This is a genomic window from Pseudomonas sp. B10 (assembly GCF_900156235.1).
Classification (GTDB): domain Bacteria; phylum Pseudomonadota; class Gammaproteobacteria; order Pseudomonadales; family Pseudomonadaceae; genus Aquipseudomonas; species Aquipseudomonas siliginis.
Map to the genome: position 1 here is coordinate 3,279,169 of NZ_LT707063.1, position 17,665 is coordinate 3,296,833.

Consider the following 17,665-nt stretch of genomic DNA (forward strand, 5'->3'; position numbering starts at 1 on the left):
ACGCCACGTTTATAATGCCGCGCCCTCGCCCAGCGAGCCGGCATCAAAAGCTCCTCACGCATGAGGAATTGGCAGGAGGCCAGCGCCGCCGTCGATAGGTCACACCAGCCCGACCAGCACACGCGGCTGCAAGTTTTGTTACTCAGGGAAGAAGTACCCATGGCATTCCGCGCTCCCATGCTGCTCGCGCTCAGCGCCGTCACGCTGTTGTCCGGCTGCGCAGCGTTTCGCAACTACGATTCCGAACTGGCCCAGACCAATCAGCAACTGGCTTCCGGCAACGTCGACGCCGCGCTGACCCTGCTGGAAAAGAACAACACCGGCACCGACAAGGACCTGCTCTATTACTTCGAGAAAGGCGAACTGCTGCGCGCCAAGGGCGACCTGTCGGGCAGCCAGAACGCCTGGGGCAGTGCCGATCAGGTGGTCGGTCAGTGGGAAGACGCGGTCAAGCTCGACTCGGCCAAGTACCTGGCACAGTTCGGCAGCTTCATCGTCAACGACAAGGTGCGTCGCTACGAAGGCTATGACTACGAAAAAGTCATGCTGACCACGCAGATGGCCCTGAACCTGTTGGCGGTCAACGATTTCGACGGCGCCCGCACGGCGATCAAAAAGACCCACGAACGCGAAGCGGTGATCGCCGACCTGCGCGACAAGGAATACCTCAAGAGCGAAGAAGAGGCCGAGAAAGAAGGCATCAAGACCCAATACAAGGATCTGCAGGGTTATCCGGTGGCCAGCCTCGACGCGCCGGAAGTGGTCGGCCTGAAGAACAGTTACCAGAGTGCGTTCAGCCATTACCTGGCCGGTTTCGTTTACGAAGCTTTGGGCGAGAAGGATCTGGCCGCGCCGGGTTATCGCAAGGCTGCCGAACTGCGCCCGAACACGCCGTTGCTCGAGCAGGCGCTGGTCAATCTCGACAAGCCTTCCAAATCCGATGACAGCGACATTCTCATCGTCGTGCAGAGCGGCCTGGCCCCGGCCCGCGACTCGATTCGTGTGCCGCTGCCGCTGCCGATTTCCAACAACGTGGTGATCACTCCGCTGTCGTTCCCGATCATCAAACCGGACACCTCCACCGCGCCGTTTGCGCAGATCGGTGTCGACGGCAAGCAGGTCGACCTGACCGCGCTGAACAGCACCACCGCCATGTCCCGCCGCGCACTGCGCGATGACATGCCGGGGATCATCGTGCGCACCACCGTGCGCGCGATCACCAAAGGTGTGGCGCAGAAACAGATCAACGAAACCAACCCGCTGGCCGGTCTCGCCGTGGGTATTTCTTCAGCGGTGCTTGAAGGTGCCGATACCCGTACATGGCGCACCCTGCCGGACAACACCCAAGTGGTGCGTCTGCGCCTGAAAAAAGGTGAGCATCAGGTTACCCTACCGAGCGCCGTCGGCGGCTCGGTGGTCAAGGTCACTGTCGACCAGCGCTACCAAGTGATCAGCCTGCGTGCCGTGGGCAACCAGGTATTCGCTGGCGGCATCGCTGCTCACGTAATGCCGAGCGCTGCCGCGACCAACGTCGCCAGCCTCAAACAACCTTAAGAACGGAGTCTTTGCAATGCGCTTGAAGATCATCGCCGTCGCCGCCCTCGCCTTGCTGGCAGGCTGCGCCACCCCGCCACCGCCGGAGCCGGGCAGCGCCGCGAGCAAAGTCGTGGCCATGGGCCCGCAGAAACACATCGTCGTCGGCGCCATGCGCGTGGCTCGTGAAAACGGCTTCATGACCGTCAACGTGCAGTTGAGCAACACCCTTAACAGCAACAAGATTTTCTACTACCGCTTCGCCTGGCTCGGCGCCGAAGGTTTCCCGGTTGCCGAAGAAGAAGTGTGGAAAAGCCAGATGATGTACGGCGCCCAGACCAGCTTCATTCAGGCCATCGCCCCGACCCCGAAAGCCGTGGATTTCCGTCTGGAAATCAAGACGCCTTAAGCCCGCCACCCTATTTCTGATTGAGAGAGCTTTCTCATGTTTGCACGCTTTTCCTGCATCGCCGTCATCGCCCTGCTCGCCTCCGGTTGCGCCAACACCTCGCCTACCCTGGGCAGCAAGAACATCAGCTACGGCGACACCAAAGCGGTTGAAACCGTGACCAACGAATTCGGTTCGACCGACCTGCAAATGATCGCCGAGTCGATGACCCGCTCGCTGGCCCAGTCCGGCATTCTGCAGGGCCGTCCGGTGGTTCAGGTCTACGATGTGAAGAACAAGACCAGCGAGTACATCGACACCCGCGAAATCACCACCAGCATCAAGACTCAGTTGATGAAGACCGGTGTTGCGCGCTTCGCCAGCGACAACAATGCAATGCAGAGCCAGGTTGACCAGCTCAAGCTGCAAAACCAGAGCGGTCTGTACAAGAAAAGCACCGTGGCCAAGACCGGCAACATGGTTGCCGCCAAGTACCGCATCGAAGGCTCGATCAGCTCGATCGTCAAGCGCAGCAGCGACTACAAGGACGTCTTCTACAAATTCAGCCTGCAGTTGATCGACGTCGAAAGCGGTCTGGCCGAGTGGATGGACGAAAAAGAGATCCGCAAAACCACGGAGCGTTGATCGATGCGCACATGGATTGGCATGATGGCCCTGGCTTGCGCGTTCAGCGCGCAGGCGGCCCCGAAAGTGGCGGTGACGGATCTGGCGTATCAGGAGCGCGTGGAGCAATACATCCACATCGTTTCGGCGCAGAGTAATCACCGCGAGAGTTACTACAGCGCCAGCGGTTCTTCGAGCTACAACGAGATCGAAGCGACCACCAGCTATATCGAACAGGGCGAGTTGCGCAAATTCACCGGCGACATCAAGGGTGAAATCCTGCGTACCGGCATGTTCCAGCTGGTGCAGGGCACGCCGTATACCGCCTCATCCAAAGGCGACGTGTATGACGTGATCAAGCGCATCAAGGCCGGCAACTTCAAAGGCGCCGACTACGTGCTGTTCGGCACCGTGTCCGACATCGACTTCACCCAGGACATCAACGAGCTGGCGCACACCGACAGCTACTCGGCGGTACTGGGCCTGACGCTGGTGGCGGATTTCAGCCTGATCAACACCAAGACCTACGAGATCACCTCGGCCTTCACGGCGATGGGCGAAGCGCAGGACACCAAACTGGTGAACCATCGCGACATAAAGATCTCGCTGAACCGTCCGCGGGTGGTGCGTGAGGTGTCGAAGGCATTGGGCGAGGACGTGGCCGGGCAACTGAGCATGCAGCTCGGTGGTGGTGACGGTTATGAGCAGCCGCGTGAGGCGCCGCAGCGCAATAATCTGCCGCGTGATACGGCGCCGGTGATTTTACGCTGAGCCGGATCTGAGGACTTTTGTGGCGAAGGGCTCTGTGGCGAGGGGATTTATCCCCGTTGGGTCGCGAAGCGGCCCTCGCTATTGATTCAAGACGATTGGGACTGCTACGCAGTCCAACGGGGATAAATCCCCTCGCCACAAAAGCTCGCTTGCCCCGATGTCTCGGTAGAAATGAAAAAGGCGACCTCTTGAGGTCGCCTTTTTTCTGCCCGAGCGGTTTACGCCGCCGCTTTGCGCAACGTCGCCATAAACGCCGCTGCGCCGATGAACAGCCCGGCAAAGGTGCGGTTCATGCGTTTCTGCTGCTTGGGCGTACGCAACAGGCGCAGCACTTTCGACGCCAGCCCGGTGTAGCCGGCCATGACAATCAGATCGACAAAAACCATGGTCACGCCGATCACCACATACTGAATCAGCAGCGGCGCATGGGGATTGATGAACTGCGGCAACACCGCGAGCATGAACACCAACGCCTTGGGGTTGCTGATGTTCACCAGAAAGCCGCGAAACACCAGGGCCAGTGGCTTGCCGATCGGCCGCACTGCAGCGTCATCGCTCATGTCCATGGGCAGCGCCCGCCATTGCTTGATCGCCAGGTAAACCAGATAGGCGACACCGAACCATTTGATCGCGTGGAATGCTGTGGCCGAAGCGGTGAGCACAGCGCCAACACCCGCGCCGACAATCGCGATCTGCATCGCCAGACCGATCTGCAGGCCCAGTGCGTTCCAGTAGCCGCGCCAGAACCCGTATTGCAGACCGCTGGACATCGACGCGATGGCGCCCGCGCCCGGGGACAGGCTGATCACCCAGCAGGCGGCAAAAAATGCCAGCCATGTTTGAAGCTCCATCGCACACCTCGGCTGATGCTTGTGACAAATGCCTAAGCTAATGCGGCTTCGTGTAGATGACTACCGATTTCTTGCTGAATGTTGCAGGTGCGGCTGACGGCCCCTTCGCGAGCAGGCGGCGTTCCGACGAAGGCGTCGGAACAGACGACGTAGAAATTACTTCTCAAACCCGCTGGAAGGAAACACATCCGTCCCGCGCCAACGCCGCACCGACCGCTGGAAGAACAGGCTGTTCGGCACCTGCACCATGGCGCTGCCGGTGCCCAACTCTTCGGCCTCGACCAGCGTGGTGTAGAGCAGATTGATCGCGATCACCCGGCCTTTGACGCCAGGCTTGTCGGTGGTATCCACCAACTCGACCACATCGCCGAGGCGGAACGGCCCGACGGTGAAGATGAGAATGGCGCAGAGCAGGTTCGACAGCACGCTCCACATGGCGAAGAAGGCCACCGCCGCCACTGCTACAAACCCCGACAGCGCCGTCCACAGCACCGTGGCCGAAACGCCGAGGCGCTCAAGCACGAAGAGCAGCGCGCTGCCCATGATCAGCCAGCGCAACACGCCGCGCAGCGGCATCAGCAACTGCGGCGGAAACGGATAGCGCTCACCGAGGCGAGTCAGGCCTTTGGCAACGAAACGCTGGGTCAGGTAACCGGCCAGCAGAATCAGCAGAATCTGCGCGGTGAACCACAACGGTTCGACCCACACCGCCGAGAAAGGCAGTTTGAAGGCTTCCATCAGGACAACGCCTCCAGCTCCGCCTGCATGCTTTCCAGGGTTTCCAGGGCTTCCATCCAGGCTTCTTCCAGCTCGGCTTCACGCACCTTCAACTTGGCCTGTTCGGCGAGCAGATCACGCAATTCATTCTTGCGCGCCGGCTCGTAGATATCGCTGTCACCGAGGCTGGCATCGACCTTGGCCAGTTTTTCGTGGAGCTTGCCCAGTTCGGCTTCGAGCTTGTCGGCCTCGCGCTTGTGCGGCGCCAGTTGCTGACGCAACGCTGCCGCCGCTTGGCGCTGCGCTTTCTTGTCGGTCTTGTCCGGGTTGACCGGCGTGTTGCTGACCGGCGCATTGCGCTGACGGTATTCCACCAGCCAACGTGCGTAGTCTTCGAGATCGCCATCGAACTCTTCGACCTTGCCGTCGGCGACCAGATAGAAGTTGTCGGTGGTGCTCTTGAGCAAGTGCCGATCATGAGAAACCACCAGCACCGCACCGCTGAATTCCTGCAGGGCCATGGTCAGCGCCAGACGCATTTCCAGATCGAGGTGGTTGGTCGGTTCGTCGAGCAGCAGCAGGTTCGGCCGCTCCCAGGCGATCAGCGCGAGGGCCAGACGCGCCTTCTCGCCACCGGAGAAATTCAGCACCGGCTCATCGATGCGTGCGCCCCGGAAGTCGAAGCCGCCGAGAAAATCGCGCAAGGTCTGCTCGCGCTCACCCGGCGCCAGACGCTGCAAGTGCAGCAGAGGGCTGGCCTTGGAGTCCAGCGAATCGAGCTGATGCTGGGCGAAGTAGCCGACCACGGTGTTTTCGCCACGGGTCAGGCGCCCGGCCAGCGGTTCGAGCTCGCCGGCGAGGTTCTTGATCAGCGTCGATTTACCCGCGCCGTTCGGCCCGAGCAGACCGATCCGCGCACCCGGGGTCAGTTGCAGCTTGACCTTCTCGAGGATGGTCTTGTCGCCATAACCCAAGCGTGCATCGGACAGGTCGATCAGTGGGCTGGAGATCTTGGTCGACTCGCGGAAGACGAAGTCGAACGGCGAATCGACGTGGGCCGCCGACAATTCTTCCATGCGCTCCAGCGCCTTGATCCGGCTCTGCGCCTGACGGGCCTTGGTCGCTTGCGCCTTGAAGCGGGCTATGTAGCTTTCCATGTGCGCACGCTGCGCCTGCTGCTTCTCGTAGGCCTGTTGCTGCTGGGCCAGACGCTCGGCGCGGGCGCGCTCAAACGCGGTGTAGCCGCCCCGGTAGAGGGTCAGTTTGCGCTGATCGACATGGGCGACGTGATCGACCACTTCGTCGAGGAAATCCCGGTCGTGGGAAATCAGCAGCAAGGTGCCCGGATAACTCTTCAGCCACTCTTCGAGCCAGATGATCGCGTCGAGATCCAAGTGGTTGGTCGGTTCGTCGAGCAGCAGCAGATCCGACGGACACATCAGTGCCTGCGCCAGATTCAGACGCATCCGCCAGCCACCGGAGAAATCGCCTACCTGACGATCCATCTGCTCATTGGTGAAACCAAGACCGGCGAGCAGCTTGCGCGCCCGCGCATCGGCGGTGTAACCGTCGGCGCTGTCGAGTTCGGCGTGCAGGCGCGCCAGCGCGGTGCCGTCGTGGGCCTGCTCGGCGGCGGCAAGCTCGCGTTGCACCTCACGCAGACGCAGGTCGCCATCGAGCACATAATCGACCGCCAGGCGCTCGAGGGTGTCGACCTCCTGACGCATATGCGCGATACGCCAGTCGGACGGCAGCAGGCAGTCGCCCGAGTCCGGGTGCAACTCGCCGCGCAGCAAGGCGAACAGGCTGGATTTGCCGGCACCGTTGGCGCCGATGAGGCCGGCTTTGTGGCCGGCGTGCAGGGTCAGCTCGGCGTCTTCTAGCAGACGTTGCGGGCCACGCTGTAAAGTCAGGTTCTGAAGTCGGATCATAATGGCGGCGGAGTCTACCAGCTTCGCTCACAACTGGCGCGAGTAGCACGATGTCCTCTGACCTGTGGAGCTTTGCCCTTGATGTCTACGCCCGGCCGGGTGTGGAAGATGCCTGCCTGCAATTGCAAACCGCGGGCGCCAATGTCTGCCTTTTACTGTGCGGTGTGTGGCTGGAGCAGCGCGCGGTGGCCTGCGATGAACCGCGCGTACGTCTGCTCAAGGCCTTGACCGCGCCGTGGGATATCGAAGTGGTGCAGCCGCTGCGAACCCTGCGCCTGCAATGGAAAGCGCGGGCCGTCGACGATGCAGTGGTGGCCGGCATGCGCGAGCAGATCAAATCACTGGAGCTTGAAGCTGAGCGCACCTTGCTGTCACGGCTCGAAGGTGTGGCGCAGGAGTGGACGCGCAACGATGCAGGTTCGTTGACTTGGCTTGAGGGCTTGGCCGGCAATGCCGCCAGCCTGAACCGCGACGCGCTGCAAGTGCTGCGCGTCGCGGCAACCGGCACTTAGGAAGCGCTGGTCGGGGTGCTGCTGACGTTCGACGAAGCGGCTGGCGCTGGCGCAGTCGAAGGGGTCGAGTGGGCTGCGGACGACGGTGCCGATGCAGCTGGGGCAGCCGGGGTAGCGGCAGTGGCAGGCTTGGCTGCTGGAGCGGCAGCCGGTTTGGTCGCGGCTGGCTTGGCAGCTGCTGGCTTTTTCACCGCTGGTTTTGCGGCTGGCTTGGCGGCCGGCTTGGCAGCAGCGGGTTTCGCAGCTGGCTTGGCGGCCGGTTTCGCAGCGGTTTTTGCCGCAGGTTTTGCTGCCGATGTTGCGGCTGGTTTGGCAGCCGGTTTTACCGCCACTTTCGCAGCAGGTTTGGCGGCGGCCGGCTTGGCAGCAGGCTTCGCAGCGGCAGTCTTGGCAGCAGGTTTTGCTGCTGGTTTCGCTGCTGCTTTGGCAGCAGGTTTGGTGGCTGCGGTTTTCGCCGGTGCAGCTTTGCTCGCGGCCGGTTTTGCAGCGGCTTTGGCAGGGGTGGCTTTCACTGCTGGCTTGGCTGCAGCAGGTTTGGCTGCGGTGGTTTTAGCCGCCGGTTTTGCCGCGCTCGCCGCCGGCTTCTTCGCTGCAGTTTTCGCCGCTGGTTTGGCAGCCGCTTTCACTGGCGCCTTGGCCGCTGGTTTGGCGGCGGTCTTCGCAACAGCAGGTTTCGCCGCAGCGGTCTTCGCCGGGGCTTTGCTTGCAGCAGGTTTGGCGGCGACTTTCTTCGCTGGTGCTGCTGCGGGTTTGGCCGAGCGCGACGACAGAACTTTGCCCACTGCTTCTTGAACGCGGCCAACACCCTGGGCCAGTTTCAGGCTTTCCTGAGCATCGCGCTTGAGTTGCAGAATGTAGCTGCGGGTCTCGGACTGACGATCTTTCAAAGCGTCCAGCAGGTCTTCGAGTTCTTTCACGGCAGCCTTGGCTTTGTTCTGTGCCTTGGCTTTGCCGGCGGTGGCGGCGTCCTGCAATTTGGTGCGCGATTTGTGCAGTTTTTCCTGCGCCTTGCCGCGCTGTTTTTCCAGCTTGGCGAGCAGTTTTTCAGCATCAGCCAAGGCTTGCGAGCAAGCGTTTTCCAAATGCTCGAGCAGGCTGCCCGACAACTGTTGGAGTAGGTGCAACGGAGTATTTACAGGCTTCTTGGTGGCCGACATGGTTTACCTCCTGGCTGACGTGAGTGCGGCTCATACTAGACCTCTGCTGATACCGCCGCTAGGGCATGTTGACAGTATCTGCACCGTTGCGTTGCACCGAAGCCGAAATGTTCTGCGCGCGGGAAAAAGCAGTTCACCGATGCAGACGTTTGCACTGGCATAATCCCCCGCATCTCAGGTCGGAGAGTGCCCATGTCGCGCTACTTTATTTTGTCCCTCTGCGTGTTTTTTTCGACGGCGTATGCCGATGAAAAAAACACGGCGAACGATGCTCATGATCTGGCTTATAGCCTCGGTGCCAGCCTCGGCGAACGGCTGCGTCAGGAGGTGCCGCAATTGCAGATCCAGGCGCTGATCGAAGGTCTGCAACAGGCGTATCAGGGCAAGCCGCTGGCGCTGAGTGAAGCGCGTATCGAACAGATTCTTGCCGACCATGAATCGCAAAATGCCGAGCAAGCTTCACGGCAATCGAGCGACGCGGCGATGGAAAACGAGCAACGCTTTCTCAGTGCGGAAAAAGCCAAACCGGGGGTGAAGGAACTGGCCGATGGCATCCTCCTGACTGAACTGGTTCCGGGCACTGGCGCCAAGGCCGGCCCGGACGGCAAAGTGCAGGTACTGTATGTCGGCAAGCTGCCGGACGGCACTGTGTTCGATCAGAACACCCAGCCGCAATGGTTCAACCTCGACAGCGTGATCGCCGGTTGGCGCACCGCCTTGCAGAACATGCCGGTGGGGGCGAAATGGCGACTGGTGATTCCATCGGATCAAGCCTATGGCGCCGACGGTGCCGGCGACCTGATCGCGCCGTTCACGCCTCTGGTTTTCGAAGTGGAATTGCGTGGCGCGACGAACTGATCAGGCATAAAAAAACGGTGCGCTTTCGGGCGCACCGTTTTTCATGAAGGACGTGGATCAGGCCTGAACCGGATCTTCTGCCTTGTGTGCCGTGTGCAGCACTTCGATCAGGCAATCCTCAAGTTCGAAGCGCTCGTGCAGCAGGCCACCGAGTTCCTTGAATTTCTCCGCAACGCATTTGCCTTCGTCGCACAAGTCGTTGAACGCGAGCAGCTTCTCGGTAATGACGTCGATGCGCGGGTAGATGGTCTCGGCGAGTTCCAGACCGCGCTTGTCGTTGAACGCCTTGGCTTCGCCGGTCAGCTGTTCATAGATTTCGAAGTGCCCCGCCGATACGTAATCGACCAGTACACCGCAGAATTCCAACAAGGGTTTGCGGCTTTCGGACAGCGAATCAGGCTGCGCACCGAGCTTGTCGTAGGCGCCGATCAGCTCTTCACGCTCCTGCAACCAGCGGTCGATCAGCAGATGAACCCCACCCCAACGTTCCTGAGCATTCTGACAACTTTCGAGCATGGCGATCTCTCTTCCCTTGTGGGTCATGCTGCTCTACACCCGCGCCCCTGTTCTGATTTGACTGGTGGACGATCGGGCAGAGCGTCATCGAGCAACATAAATCCAATGACACGTGCCGGCCAGATTATGCCCGCACGCCTATGGCTTCAAGGTACGCAGGAGATAAAGTTCATACAAGTGTTTAATCCCTGACCAGCAGGTGGTGCGACGCTTCGTCGCTGACCGGTCGTTGCAGAGCGCTCCAGATCAGACGCAACAACTGATAAACCGCAAGGATCGACACCCCGACAAAAAACAGCAGGCTCCATTCCGGGATGCTCAAATCGAACAGTGTCCAGGAGATGTCCGCACAATCGGCGCCGCCGTTGAACATCCGTTGCAAAGCGCAGATCCACGGCAGGTCGCTGAACAGTGACTCCACGGTCGGCGAGCATTTGACCAGTTGCAGCATCGAGTCACTCTGGATCAATACCTGCCGCCACGCAGCGGTGGTTCCACCCAGACTGGCGCCGAGTGCAAACAGCCAGTACCACCATAAGCCAACGCGCCGGGGGCCATGCACCGCCGCCACGCCGCAGCCGATGCACAGCAATGTGAGGAACAATCGCTGCACCAGGCACAGACTGCAAGGCGTCAGTCCGACCGCATATTCGAGGTAATAGGAAGCTCCCAGAGCAAAGGCCCCCGCAATGAAAGCCATGAAGAACAAGGAGCGTGAGCAGGCCAACGACATGGCTTTTCCGTAACAGTAGAGACAGACGGTTACGGTAGAGGAAAGCGTGTCAGCCTTTCAAGGCAAGGGCCTGCCGACAGTTCACCGCAGGTGTAGGGAAAACCCGACAGGCTCGATAGGAAACGGTGAAGCGCTCTGTAGGACTTTGTCTCTGGAGCGCAAAGAAGGGGAATTTTCGGTCATTGAAGTTCACGAGGGAGCAACCTCCCTCGCCATTCAGACCTTCGCCGCAACCGGCAAAGGCGCCGCCAGCAGGCGTTCATCCAGCAGCCCCAGACCTTCCTGGAACAACTGATTGCTGCGCTCGGTATCGCCAAGCTGTGCAAGCAGGCGGGCCAGTTCCGCACAGGTCTCCGGATTGCGCTGCACGCGCAGGCTGCTTTCCAGATAGTCACGGGCCTTGCCCCACAGACTGGTTTGCAGACACAACCGCCCGAGGGTCAGCAGCAGACTCGGATCGGCCGGGTGCTCCTTGAGCCAGCCTTCGGCAATCTGCAACTGACGCGCAGGATCACTGCCACGAACCAGACCATAAAGCCGCGCCAGATGGCTGTCGTATTTGCGCTTGAGCGCTGTTCGCAGGACCTCTTCGGCCTCGACCTGAGCGCCCAGCTGACGCAATTGCTCGGCATAGGCCAGTACCAAAGGTGCTTCCTGACGCTGCGCCGAAGTCAGCTGCTCCCACGCCCGCTTGAGCGATTGCAGACCCACCGTACCGTCTTCTTCGCGATGCGCTGCCAAGGACAGGTTCTCACCCCAGGCGCGGCGCTCGAGTTCGGCCAGCTCGGCCGGCGGCAGGACCTTGTCCTTGCGCAACTCAGGCAGCAAACGAATCACCGCCGGCCATTCGCCACGCTGCTGATGCAGACGTTGCAATTGACGCAATGTCTGCGCGCTGCGCGGATGCCGTTCATGCATTGCCTGCAAGGTCACCAGCGCACCGTCGGTGTCGCCACGATCGGTCTGCAACTGTGCGTGACTCAGGGCGATCGCCAGTTCGGCTTGCGGCTGACGCTCCAGCGCACGTTCGAGCAAACGATCACTTTCTTCGTACTGACCTTGCTCGTTCGCCGCACGGGCGGCGCCGAGGTAATACAGCAGTGGCTGGCGCTCGGCTTCCGCTGCGCGGGTCAAATGCCGCTGCGCGCTGGCCCAGCGACCTTCAGCCAGATCCAGTTGGCCGTGTTCGATCGCCACTTGCACGCGGCGGCTGCGATTGCGTCGCGACCACGGATTGACCACGCCGGTGGAGGTCATCACCAGCTCGACCAGCACTTTGATGCCCCAGAACAGCAGCCACAGCACCGCGATCACCGCGAGTGTCGCCCACAGGCTCGATTCGTAGCGGAAGCTCTTGTACGCCACCAGCACGTAACCGGAATGCTCGGCAATCGCCAGGCCCAGCGCTGCCGTCGCGGCGATGACCAGAAACACGATTACATAGAGGCGCTTCATGGGGTCGCCTCCTGCGCAGCATTGGCGGCAGGCTTGGCGAACGGTTTCACCGATTCCTCGGCATTGACGTTACGCCGCTCCAGATACCCCTGCACCGCACTCAAGGTGCCGGTCAGATCCGGCGTCTTGACGGTGACCGGTTCCTTGCTCAGCTCGGCGACCTGTTCCAGCATGACTTTGCTTTGCGGATTGTCCGGGTTGAAATTGCCCTTGAGCACATCGCGTGCCTCGGCCAGCGCCTGGGTGTACACCGCCGCCTGACCGTTGAGCGCCGCCCACTGCGCCTGCTCCAGCGCCAGGCTCAGGGCCAGGCGCACCTGGCTCAGGCTCTGTCCGGCCAGCAGCGGTTTGACGTTCTTGTCAGCGTTGAAATCGATGCGGATATAGCGCGAAACCTTGTCCCACCATTGCGCCCAGCGACTGGCGCCATCGCCATCGCTGGTCAGGCCCAGCAGCGACTCGCCGCGATCCTTGTACTCCGGCGCCAGCTCAGTGAGGTCGATGACCTGATCGCGCAGCGCGCCGAGACGCAGGAACAGCCCGGTGCGATCCGGCTGTTCGGTGCTGCGCAAGGCGACCAGGGTTTTCGCCACTTGCTCGCGCGCGGCGAAGGAACCCGGATCGTTCTGTTCACGGAGAATTTCATCGGCGCCTTGCACCAGTGCCTGGGCGCTGCTGATGTCCTGCAACGCTGAAAGGCGCAGGCTGGCCAGACGCAGCAAGTGTTCGGCCTCGGCCAGACGCCAGTCCTTGCGGCTGGCGCCGAGGACGGTTTCCAGACGTTGATTGAGGCGCTGCTGATCGCCCTGCAATTGCGTGACCAGACGCTGGCGCTCGGCGAGCTCGTCAGCACCGGGTAACTGCGCCAGGCGCTCGGTCAGACGCTGTTCGTTGAGCTTCAGACTCTGCGCCTGATCGTTCAACGCCTGCACCTGACTCGACTGTTGCTGCGTGTTGCTCTGCAGGTGGCGCACCTGCCAGACACCCCAGCCGCCGATGGCGACACCGGCGGCACCGAGCAGCAAGGCGACAATCGCCAGTCCATTGCCTCGGCGCGGCTCTTTGGCCGGTGGTGGAGTTTCAACCTGGGCATCAAGCGCAGGCTGGACGTCATCTTTTGGCAAGGCTGTTTCGCTCACGTATCCATCCTTTGCATTAGAAAACGGCACGGGAAATTCCCGTAACGCCGTCAGCAAAGCCGCGGCACTCGCGCCGCGGCAATCCACAACTGTTTGAGCCCCGGCGGCACGTGCCAGCTCGGCGACCCTCGGGCTTGGAACAAACAACGGCAACTGCGCGATCTTCGGCCAGGCATCGCCGGCCATCTGCCGCAGGTGCTCGAAACCCTGTCCACTGCTGACCACCAGCCCGTTCAAGCGTTCCGCTTCGATCCGCCGTGGCAGCTCGTTTGGCGGGTAGGCTGGCAGGTCGCGGCGATACAACTCCAGATACTCGACACTAGCACCAAGCGCGCGCAGGCGCTCGGCGAGCAGTTCACGACCGCCCTCGCCGCGCAGGATCATCACCTTCGCGCCGGACTGGTCGAGCGCCTCGCGCAGACGCGGCAATTGCAGCAAGGCTTCACTGTCATCGCCGTCAGCCGGGAAGCTGACATCGAGACCATGCTCGCGAAGAATGCCTGCGGTCGCCGCGCCGACGCTGAACCACGGCATGCTCAATGGCGCCGTGCCTTGGGACTTGAGCAGATCCACCGCGATCCGCGCCGCCGGTTTGCTGACCACAATCACCGCGCTGCAAGCGGGCAATCGCGAAATCGCCTGGCGAATAGTCTCAGAGAGCGGCAGCGGAACAATGTCCAGAAGCGGCAGACAACTGCTGAAAATCCCGTGCCCGGCCAACTGTTCGGCCAGCGCCGCGCAGTCGTCTGCCGGGCGCGTCAGCAGCAGGCGCCAGGCCGTCACTCGTGCCCCGCCTCGCCGTACACCGCTTTGAGAATGTCGTCGGCGCCTTGCTTGAGCAGGTCTTCAGCGACCTGCACACCCAAGATTTCCGCGTCGGCACGCGGCGCCCGGGCTTCGGCACTGAGCAGCTTGCCACCACTCGGTTCGCCGACCAGACCGCGCAACCACAACTGCTCGCCTTCAAGCACGGCGTAGCAGGCGATCGGCACTTGGCAGCCGCCGTTCAAATGTTTGTTGAGGGCGCGTTCGGCGTTCACCCGCGAAGCGGTATCGGCGTGATGCAAAGGCGCGAGCAAGGCGTGGATTTCGTGGTCGGCGCTGCGGCATTCGATGCCGACCGCGCCCTGGCCACCGGCCGGCAGGCTGTCATCGACACTGATCGCCGATGTGATGCGCTCTTCGAAACCCAGGCGGATCAGGCCGGCAGCGGCGAGGATGATCGCGTCGTACTCGTCGGCGTCGAGCTTGGCCAGACGGGTGTTGACGTTGCCACGCAGGAAACGGATCTGCAGATCCGGGCGACGCGCCAGCAATTGCGTTTGCCGACGCAGGCTCGAGGTGCCGACGATGGCACCGGCAGGCAGCGCTTCAAGACTGGCGTAGGTGTTGGAGACGAAAGCATCGCGCGGGTCTTCACGCTCGCAGATGCAAAACAGGCCCAAGCCTTGCGGGAAGTCCATCGGCACGTCTTTCATCGAATGCACGGCGATATCGGCCTGGTTTTCCAGCAGCGCGGTTTCCAGTTCCTTGACGAACAGGCCCTTGCCGCCGATCTTCGACAGTGGCGAGTCGAGCAGCTTGTCACCGCGACTGACCATGGGCACTAGCGTCACCAGCAGGCCCGGGTGGGCCGCCTCGAGACGGGCTTTGACGTATTCGGCCTGCCAGAGGGCCAGCGCACTTTTACGGGTGGCGATGCGGATTTCGCGAGGGGACATGGAACAATCCGTACTGAATAGATACGGCGGATAATAACAGCTCAGTCAATTTCACTTTGACCTGAATCAGAACCGGCGCGGCCTCCCTGGCCTGCCATGCCGGATAAAAGAACACGAAAAGGCCGGTGAGGATCGGGTCAAAGCCCCTGCATCATCTTGCGCACACCGGCAACATGCCGCCGGCTGACAATCAGTGCATCGCCATTGAGGCCTTTGAGGAACAACTGGAAATGTCCCAATGGGGTGCGTTGCAATCGCTCAATGCGATCACGAGCGACCAGCGCGTTGCGGTGGATACGGACAAAGCGTTCGCCGAATTCGTCTTCAAGGGCTTTGAGGGGTTCGTCGAGCAGCACCTCGCCGGCTTCGTGACGCAGGGTCACGTATTTGTGGTCTGCGATGAAGTAGACCACCTGATCCAGCGGAATCAGCTCGATGCCTTTACGGGTCCGTGCGCTGATGTGGCTGCGTGGGCCGTTGCCACTTTCGGCAGCGGGACGGGTCAGGGCCGAGAGTTGCGCCCGGTTGGGACGTTCAGCCCGCTTCAGGGCTTCATTCAAGTGTTCGGTTCGCACAGGTTTCACCACATAGCCCACGGCGCTGGCCTGCAGGGCTTCCACGGCAAATTCATCGGGACTGGTGCAAAACACCACGGCCGGCGGCGTCTCTCGTTCGCACAGTCGGGCAGCAACCTGCAGGCCATCGAGGCCCGGCATGCGGATATCGAGCAGCACGATATCCGGCTTGTGGCTGTCGATCAGCGCTAACGCCTCCTCGCCATTCGTGGCACTGGGCTCCAGGACTGTGTAACCCTCGAGTTCGCTCACCATACGGCTTAGGCGCTCGCGAGCCAGGGGTTCGTCATCAACGATCAGGACATTCATATTGCGCTGGATTCCTGCGTGAGTCTCGCACAAGGATAGCGTAGACAGGTGTAGTGACCTCCGTCACCGCGATCCACGCTAAGACTAGCCCGAGCGCCAAAAAGTGCCGTACGTCGGCCAGCAATATTTGCCAGCGTCCGGGTCGTACCGCTCAGAGCCCACTGTTTCCTGCGTTTCTCACGGTGGGTGACCGTTGTACAACTCACCCGCCCCCTCTTCTTATAGCCAGTGGCCGGACCTTTGCATGATCCGCATTCGCACCGACCCTTATGTCCACTGTAGACGTTCGTCGGAACGATATTGCTCAATCAAAAAATATCCTTTTGTAAATTCCTTGCAGACCGCGCCGGACATGCCTGACACATCCGCGAAAAAACGTATCGACCGGTGTCAGCGACAGGATTGGCAACCCTGTTATTATCCGCGCCAGCGTTTCACGCCATTTCTTCAAGCCGATACGAGCGAATTCATGAGCACTGACAAGACCAATCAGTCCTGGGGCGGCCGCTTCAGTGAACCCGTCGACGCCTTCGTCGCCCGCTTCACCGCCTCCGTCACTTTCGACCAGCGCCTGTATCGCCACGACATCATGGGCTCAATCGCCCACGCCACCATGCTGGCCAAGGTCGGCGTGCTGACCGATGCCGAGCGCGACAGCATCATCGATGGCCTGAAGACCATTCAGGGCGAAATCGAGGCCGGCCAGTTCGACTGGCGCGTCGACCTCGAAGACGTGCACATGAACATCGAAGCGCGCCTGACCGACCGCATCGGCGTCACCGGTAAAAAGCTCCACACCGGGCGCAGCCGCAACGACCAGGTCGCCACCGACATCCGCCTGTGGCTGCGCGATGAAATCGACCTGATCCTCGCCGAGATCACCCGCCTGCAAAAGGGCCTGCTGGAGCAAGCCGAACGTGAGGCCGCAAGCATAATGCCGGGCTTCACCCACTTGCAGACCGCGCAGCCAGTGACTTTCGGGCATCACATGCTGGCCTGGTTCGAAATGCTCAGCCGCGACTACGAGCGTCTGGTCGACTGCCGCAAGCGCACCAACCGCATGCCATTGGGCAGCGCCGCGCTGGCCGGCACCACCTACCCGATCGACCGCGAATACACCGCGCAACTGCTGGGCTTCGACGCCGTCGGCGGCAACTCGCTGGACAACGTTTCCGATCGCGACTTCGCCATCGAATTCTGCTCGGCCGCAAGCATCGCGATGATGCACCTGTCGCGCTTCTCCGAAGAGCTGGTGCTGTGGACCAGCGCGCAGTTCCAGTTCATCGATCTGCCGGATCGTTTCTGTACCGGTAGCTCGATCATGCCGCAAAAGAAAAACCCCGACGTGCCTGAGCTGGTGCGCGGCAAGACCGGCCGTGTGTTCGGTGCGCTGATGGGCCTGCTGACCCTGATGAAAGGCCAGCCGCTGGCCTACAACAAGGACAATCAGGAAGACAAGGAACCGCTGTTCGACGCCGCCGACACCCTGCGCGATTCGCTGCGCGCGTTCGCCGACATGATCCCGGCGATCAAGCCGAAACACGCGATCATGCGTGAAGCGGCACTGCGCGGTTTCTCCACTGCGACTGACCTGGCGGATTATCTGGTGCGCCGTGGTCTGCCGTTCCGTGATTGCCATGAAATCGTTGGCCACGCGGTGAAATACGGCGTGGACACGGGCAAGGATCTGGCGGAGATGAGCCTGGAAGAACTGCGTCAGTTCAGTGATCAGATCGAGCAGGACGTGTTTGCCGTGCTGACCCTGGAAGGCTCGGTGAATGCCCGCGATCATATCGGCGGGACTGCGCCGGCGCAGGTCAAGGCTGCGGTGGCGCGCGGCCAGGCCCTAATCGCCAGCCGCTAAAAGCATCGCGG

At 61.4% G+C, this 17,665-nt stretch carries 17 protein-coding genes and 2 pseudogenes; 7 read left to right on the forward strand and 12 right to left on the reverse strand.

Going from position 1 to position 17,665, the window contains the following annotated elements; all coding sequences use genetic code 11:
* Positions 1-159 precede the first annotated feature (159 nt).
* From BXA01_RS14905 to BXA01_RS14920, 4 genes are read left to right on the forward strand one after another with little or no spacing between them, the layout of a single operon-like run.
* Positions 160-1,554 (forward strand): COG3014 family protein, encoded by a 1,395-nt coding sequence (locus BXA01_RS14905; RefSeq protein WP_016772612.1) that lies wholly within the window; start codon positions 160-162, stop codon positions 1,552-1,554.
* Between the two features lie 16 nt (positions 1,555-1,570).
* On the forward strand, positions 1,571-1,942 hold the full coding sequence (locus tag BXA01_RS14910; RefSeq protein WP_016772611.1) for a YcfL family protein: 372 nt from the start codon (positions 1,571-1,573) through the stop codon (positions 1,940-1,942).
* Positions 1,943-1,978: 36 nt separating this feature from the next.
* A complete protein-coding gene (gene lpoB, locus BXA01_RS14915; protein WP_016772610.1) occupies positions 1,979-2,566 on the forward strand; it encodes a penicillin-binding protein activator LpoB in 588 nt (195 codons plus the stop codon).
* Positions 2,567-2,569: 3 nt separating this feature from the next.
* A complete protein-coding gene (locus BXA01_RS14920; RefSeq protein ID WP_016772609.1) occupies positions 2,570-3,316 on the forward strand; it encodes a hypothetical protein in 747 nt (248 codons plus the stop codon).
* A 218-nt stretch (positions 3,317-3,534) separates the two neighbouring features.
* Here BXA01_RS14920 and BXA01_RS14925 read toward each other — a convergent pair whose 3' ends face one another.
* From BXA01_RS14925 to BXA01_RS14935, 3 genes are all read right to left on the reverse strand, one after another.
* Positions 3,535-4,167 (reverse strand): LysE family transporter, encoded by a 633-nt coding sequence (locus BXA01_RS14925; RefSeq protein WP_076564511.1) that lies wholly within the window; start codon positions 4,165-4,167, stop codon positions 3,535-3,537.
* Between the two features lie 156 nt (positions 4,168-4,323).
* Positions 4,324-4,905 (reverse strand): mechanosensitive ion channel family protein, encoded by a 582-nt coding sequence (locus BXA01_RS14930; RefSeq protein WP_056791670.1) that lies wholly within the window; start codon positions 4,903-4,905, stop codon positions 4,324-4,326.
* Positions 4,905-6,815, reverse strand: a complete 1,911-nt coding sequence (locus BXA01_RS14935; RefSeq protein ID WP_076564512.1) for an ATP-binding cassette domain-containing protein — start codon at positions 6,813-6,815, stop codon at positions 4,905-4,907. The genes BXA01_RS14930 and BXA01_RS14935 overlap by 1 nt, the downstream gene beginning before the upstream one ends.
* A gap of 50 nt (positions 6,816-6,865) precedes the next feature.
* Here BXA01_RS14935 and BXA01_RS14940 point away from each other — a divergent pair, with 50 nt between their 5' ends.
* Positions 6,866-7,327, forward strand: a complete 462-nt coding sequence (locus BXA01_RS14940; RefSeq protein ID WP_076564513.1) for a TIGR02444 family protein — start codon at positions 6,866-6,868, stop codon at positions 7,325-7,327.
* Here BXA01_RS14940 and BXA01_RS14945 read toward each other — a convergent pair.
* Positions 7,324-8,484, reverse strand: a complete 1,161-nt coding sequence (locus BXA01_RS14945) for an AlgP family protein (RefSeq protein ID WP_076564514.1) — start codon at positions 8,482-8,484, stop codon at positions 7,324-7,326. The two genes, BXA01_RS14940 and BXA01_RS14945, sit on opposite strands and share 4 nt — an antisense overlap.
* Before the next feature lie 192 nt (positions 8,485-8,676).
* Between BXA01_RS14945 and BXA01_RS14950 the strand changes: the two genes are divergently transcribed.
* Positions 8,677-9,342, forward strand: a complete 666-nt coding sequence (locus BXA01_RS14950) for an FKBP-type peptidyl-prolyl cis-trans isomerase (protein WP_076564515.1) — start codon at positions 8,677-8,679, stop codon at positions 9,340-9,342.
* A gap of 57 nt (positions 9,343-9,399) precedes the next feature.
* Here BXA01_RS14950 and BXA01_RS14955 read toward each other — a convergent pair whose 3' ends face one another.
* The 8 genes and pseudogenes from BXA01_RS14955 to BXA01_RS27320 all read right to left on the reverse strand — a co-directional run.
* Positions 9,400-9,858 (reverse strand): Rsd/AlgQ family anti-sigma factor, encoded by a 459-nt coding sequence (locus tag BXA01_RS14955; RefSeq protein ID WP_039757408.1) that lies wholly within the window; start codon positions 9,856-9,858, stop codon positions 9,400-9,402.
* 181 nt (positions 9,859-10,039) lie between these two features.
* On the reverse strand, positions 10,040-10,591 hold the full coding sequence (locus BXA01_RS14960) for a disulfide bond formation protein B (protein WP_016772601.1): 552 nt from the start codon (positions 10,589-10,591) through the stop codon (positions 10,040-10,042).
* Positions 10,592-10,807: 216 nt separating this feature from the next.
* On the reverse strand, positions 10,808-12,046 hold the full coding sequence (locus BXA01_RS14965; protein WP_076564516.1) for a heme biosynthesis protein HemY: 1,239 nt from the start codon (positions 12,044-12,046) through the stop codon (positions 10,808-10,810).
* The gene (locus BXA01_RS27310) at positions 12,043-13,185 is read right to left on the reverse strand and encodes a uroporphyrinogen-III C-methyltransferase (protein WP_231991048.1); all 1,143 of its coding nucleotides are present in this window, start codon (positions 13,183-13,185) and stop codon (positions 12,043-12,045) included. Before BXA01_RS27310 ends, BXA01_RS14965 begins: the two co-directional genes overlap by 4 nt.
* A gap of 84 nt (positions 13,186-13,269) precedes the next feature.
* A pseudogene (locus BXA01_RS27315) lies at positions 13,270-13,968 on the reverse strand (uroporphyrinogen-III synthase); the annotation flags it as partial.
* Entirely contained in the window at positions 13,965-14,906 is a 942-nt protein-coding gene (hemC, locus tag BXA01_RS14975) for a hydroxymethylbilane synthase (RefSeq protein ID WP_076564518.1), read from the reverse strand. The pseudogene BXA01_RS27315 and the gene hemC, both read right to left, overlap by 4 nt.
* A gap of 137 nt (positions 14,907-15,043) precedes the next feature.
* Entirely contained in the window at positions 15,044-15,790 is a 747-nt protein-coding gene (locus tag BXA01_RS14980) for a LytR/AlgR family response regulator transcription factor (RefSeq protein ID WP_016772598.1), read from the reverse strand.
* Positions 15,787-15,948 (reverse strand): annotated as a pseudogene (locus BXA01_RS27320) (sensor histidine kinase); the annotation flags it as partial. The pseudogene BXA01_RS27320 and the gene BXA01_RS14980, both read right to left, overlap by 4 nt.
* Positions 15,949-16,259: 311 nt before the next feature.
* Here BXA01_RS27320 and argH point away from each other — a divergent pair.
* Positions 16,260-17,654 (forward strand): argininosuccinate lyase, encoded by a 1,395-nt coding sequence (gene argH, locus BXA01_RS14985; protein WP_039757402.1) that lies wholly within the window; start codon positions 16,260-16,262, stop codon positions 17,652-17,654.
* The last annotated feature ends 11 nt before the right edge of the window (positions 17,655-17,665 follow it).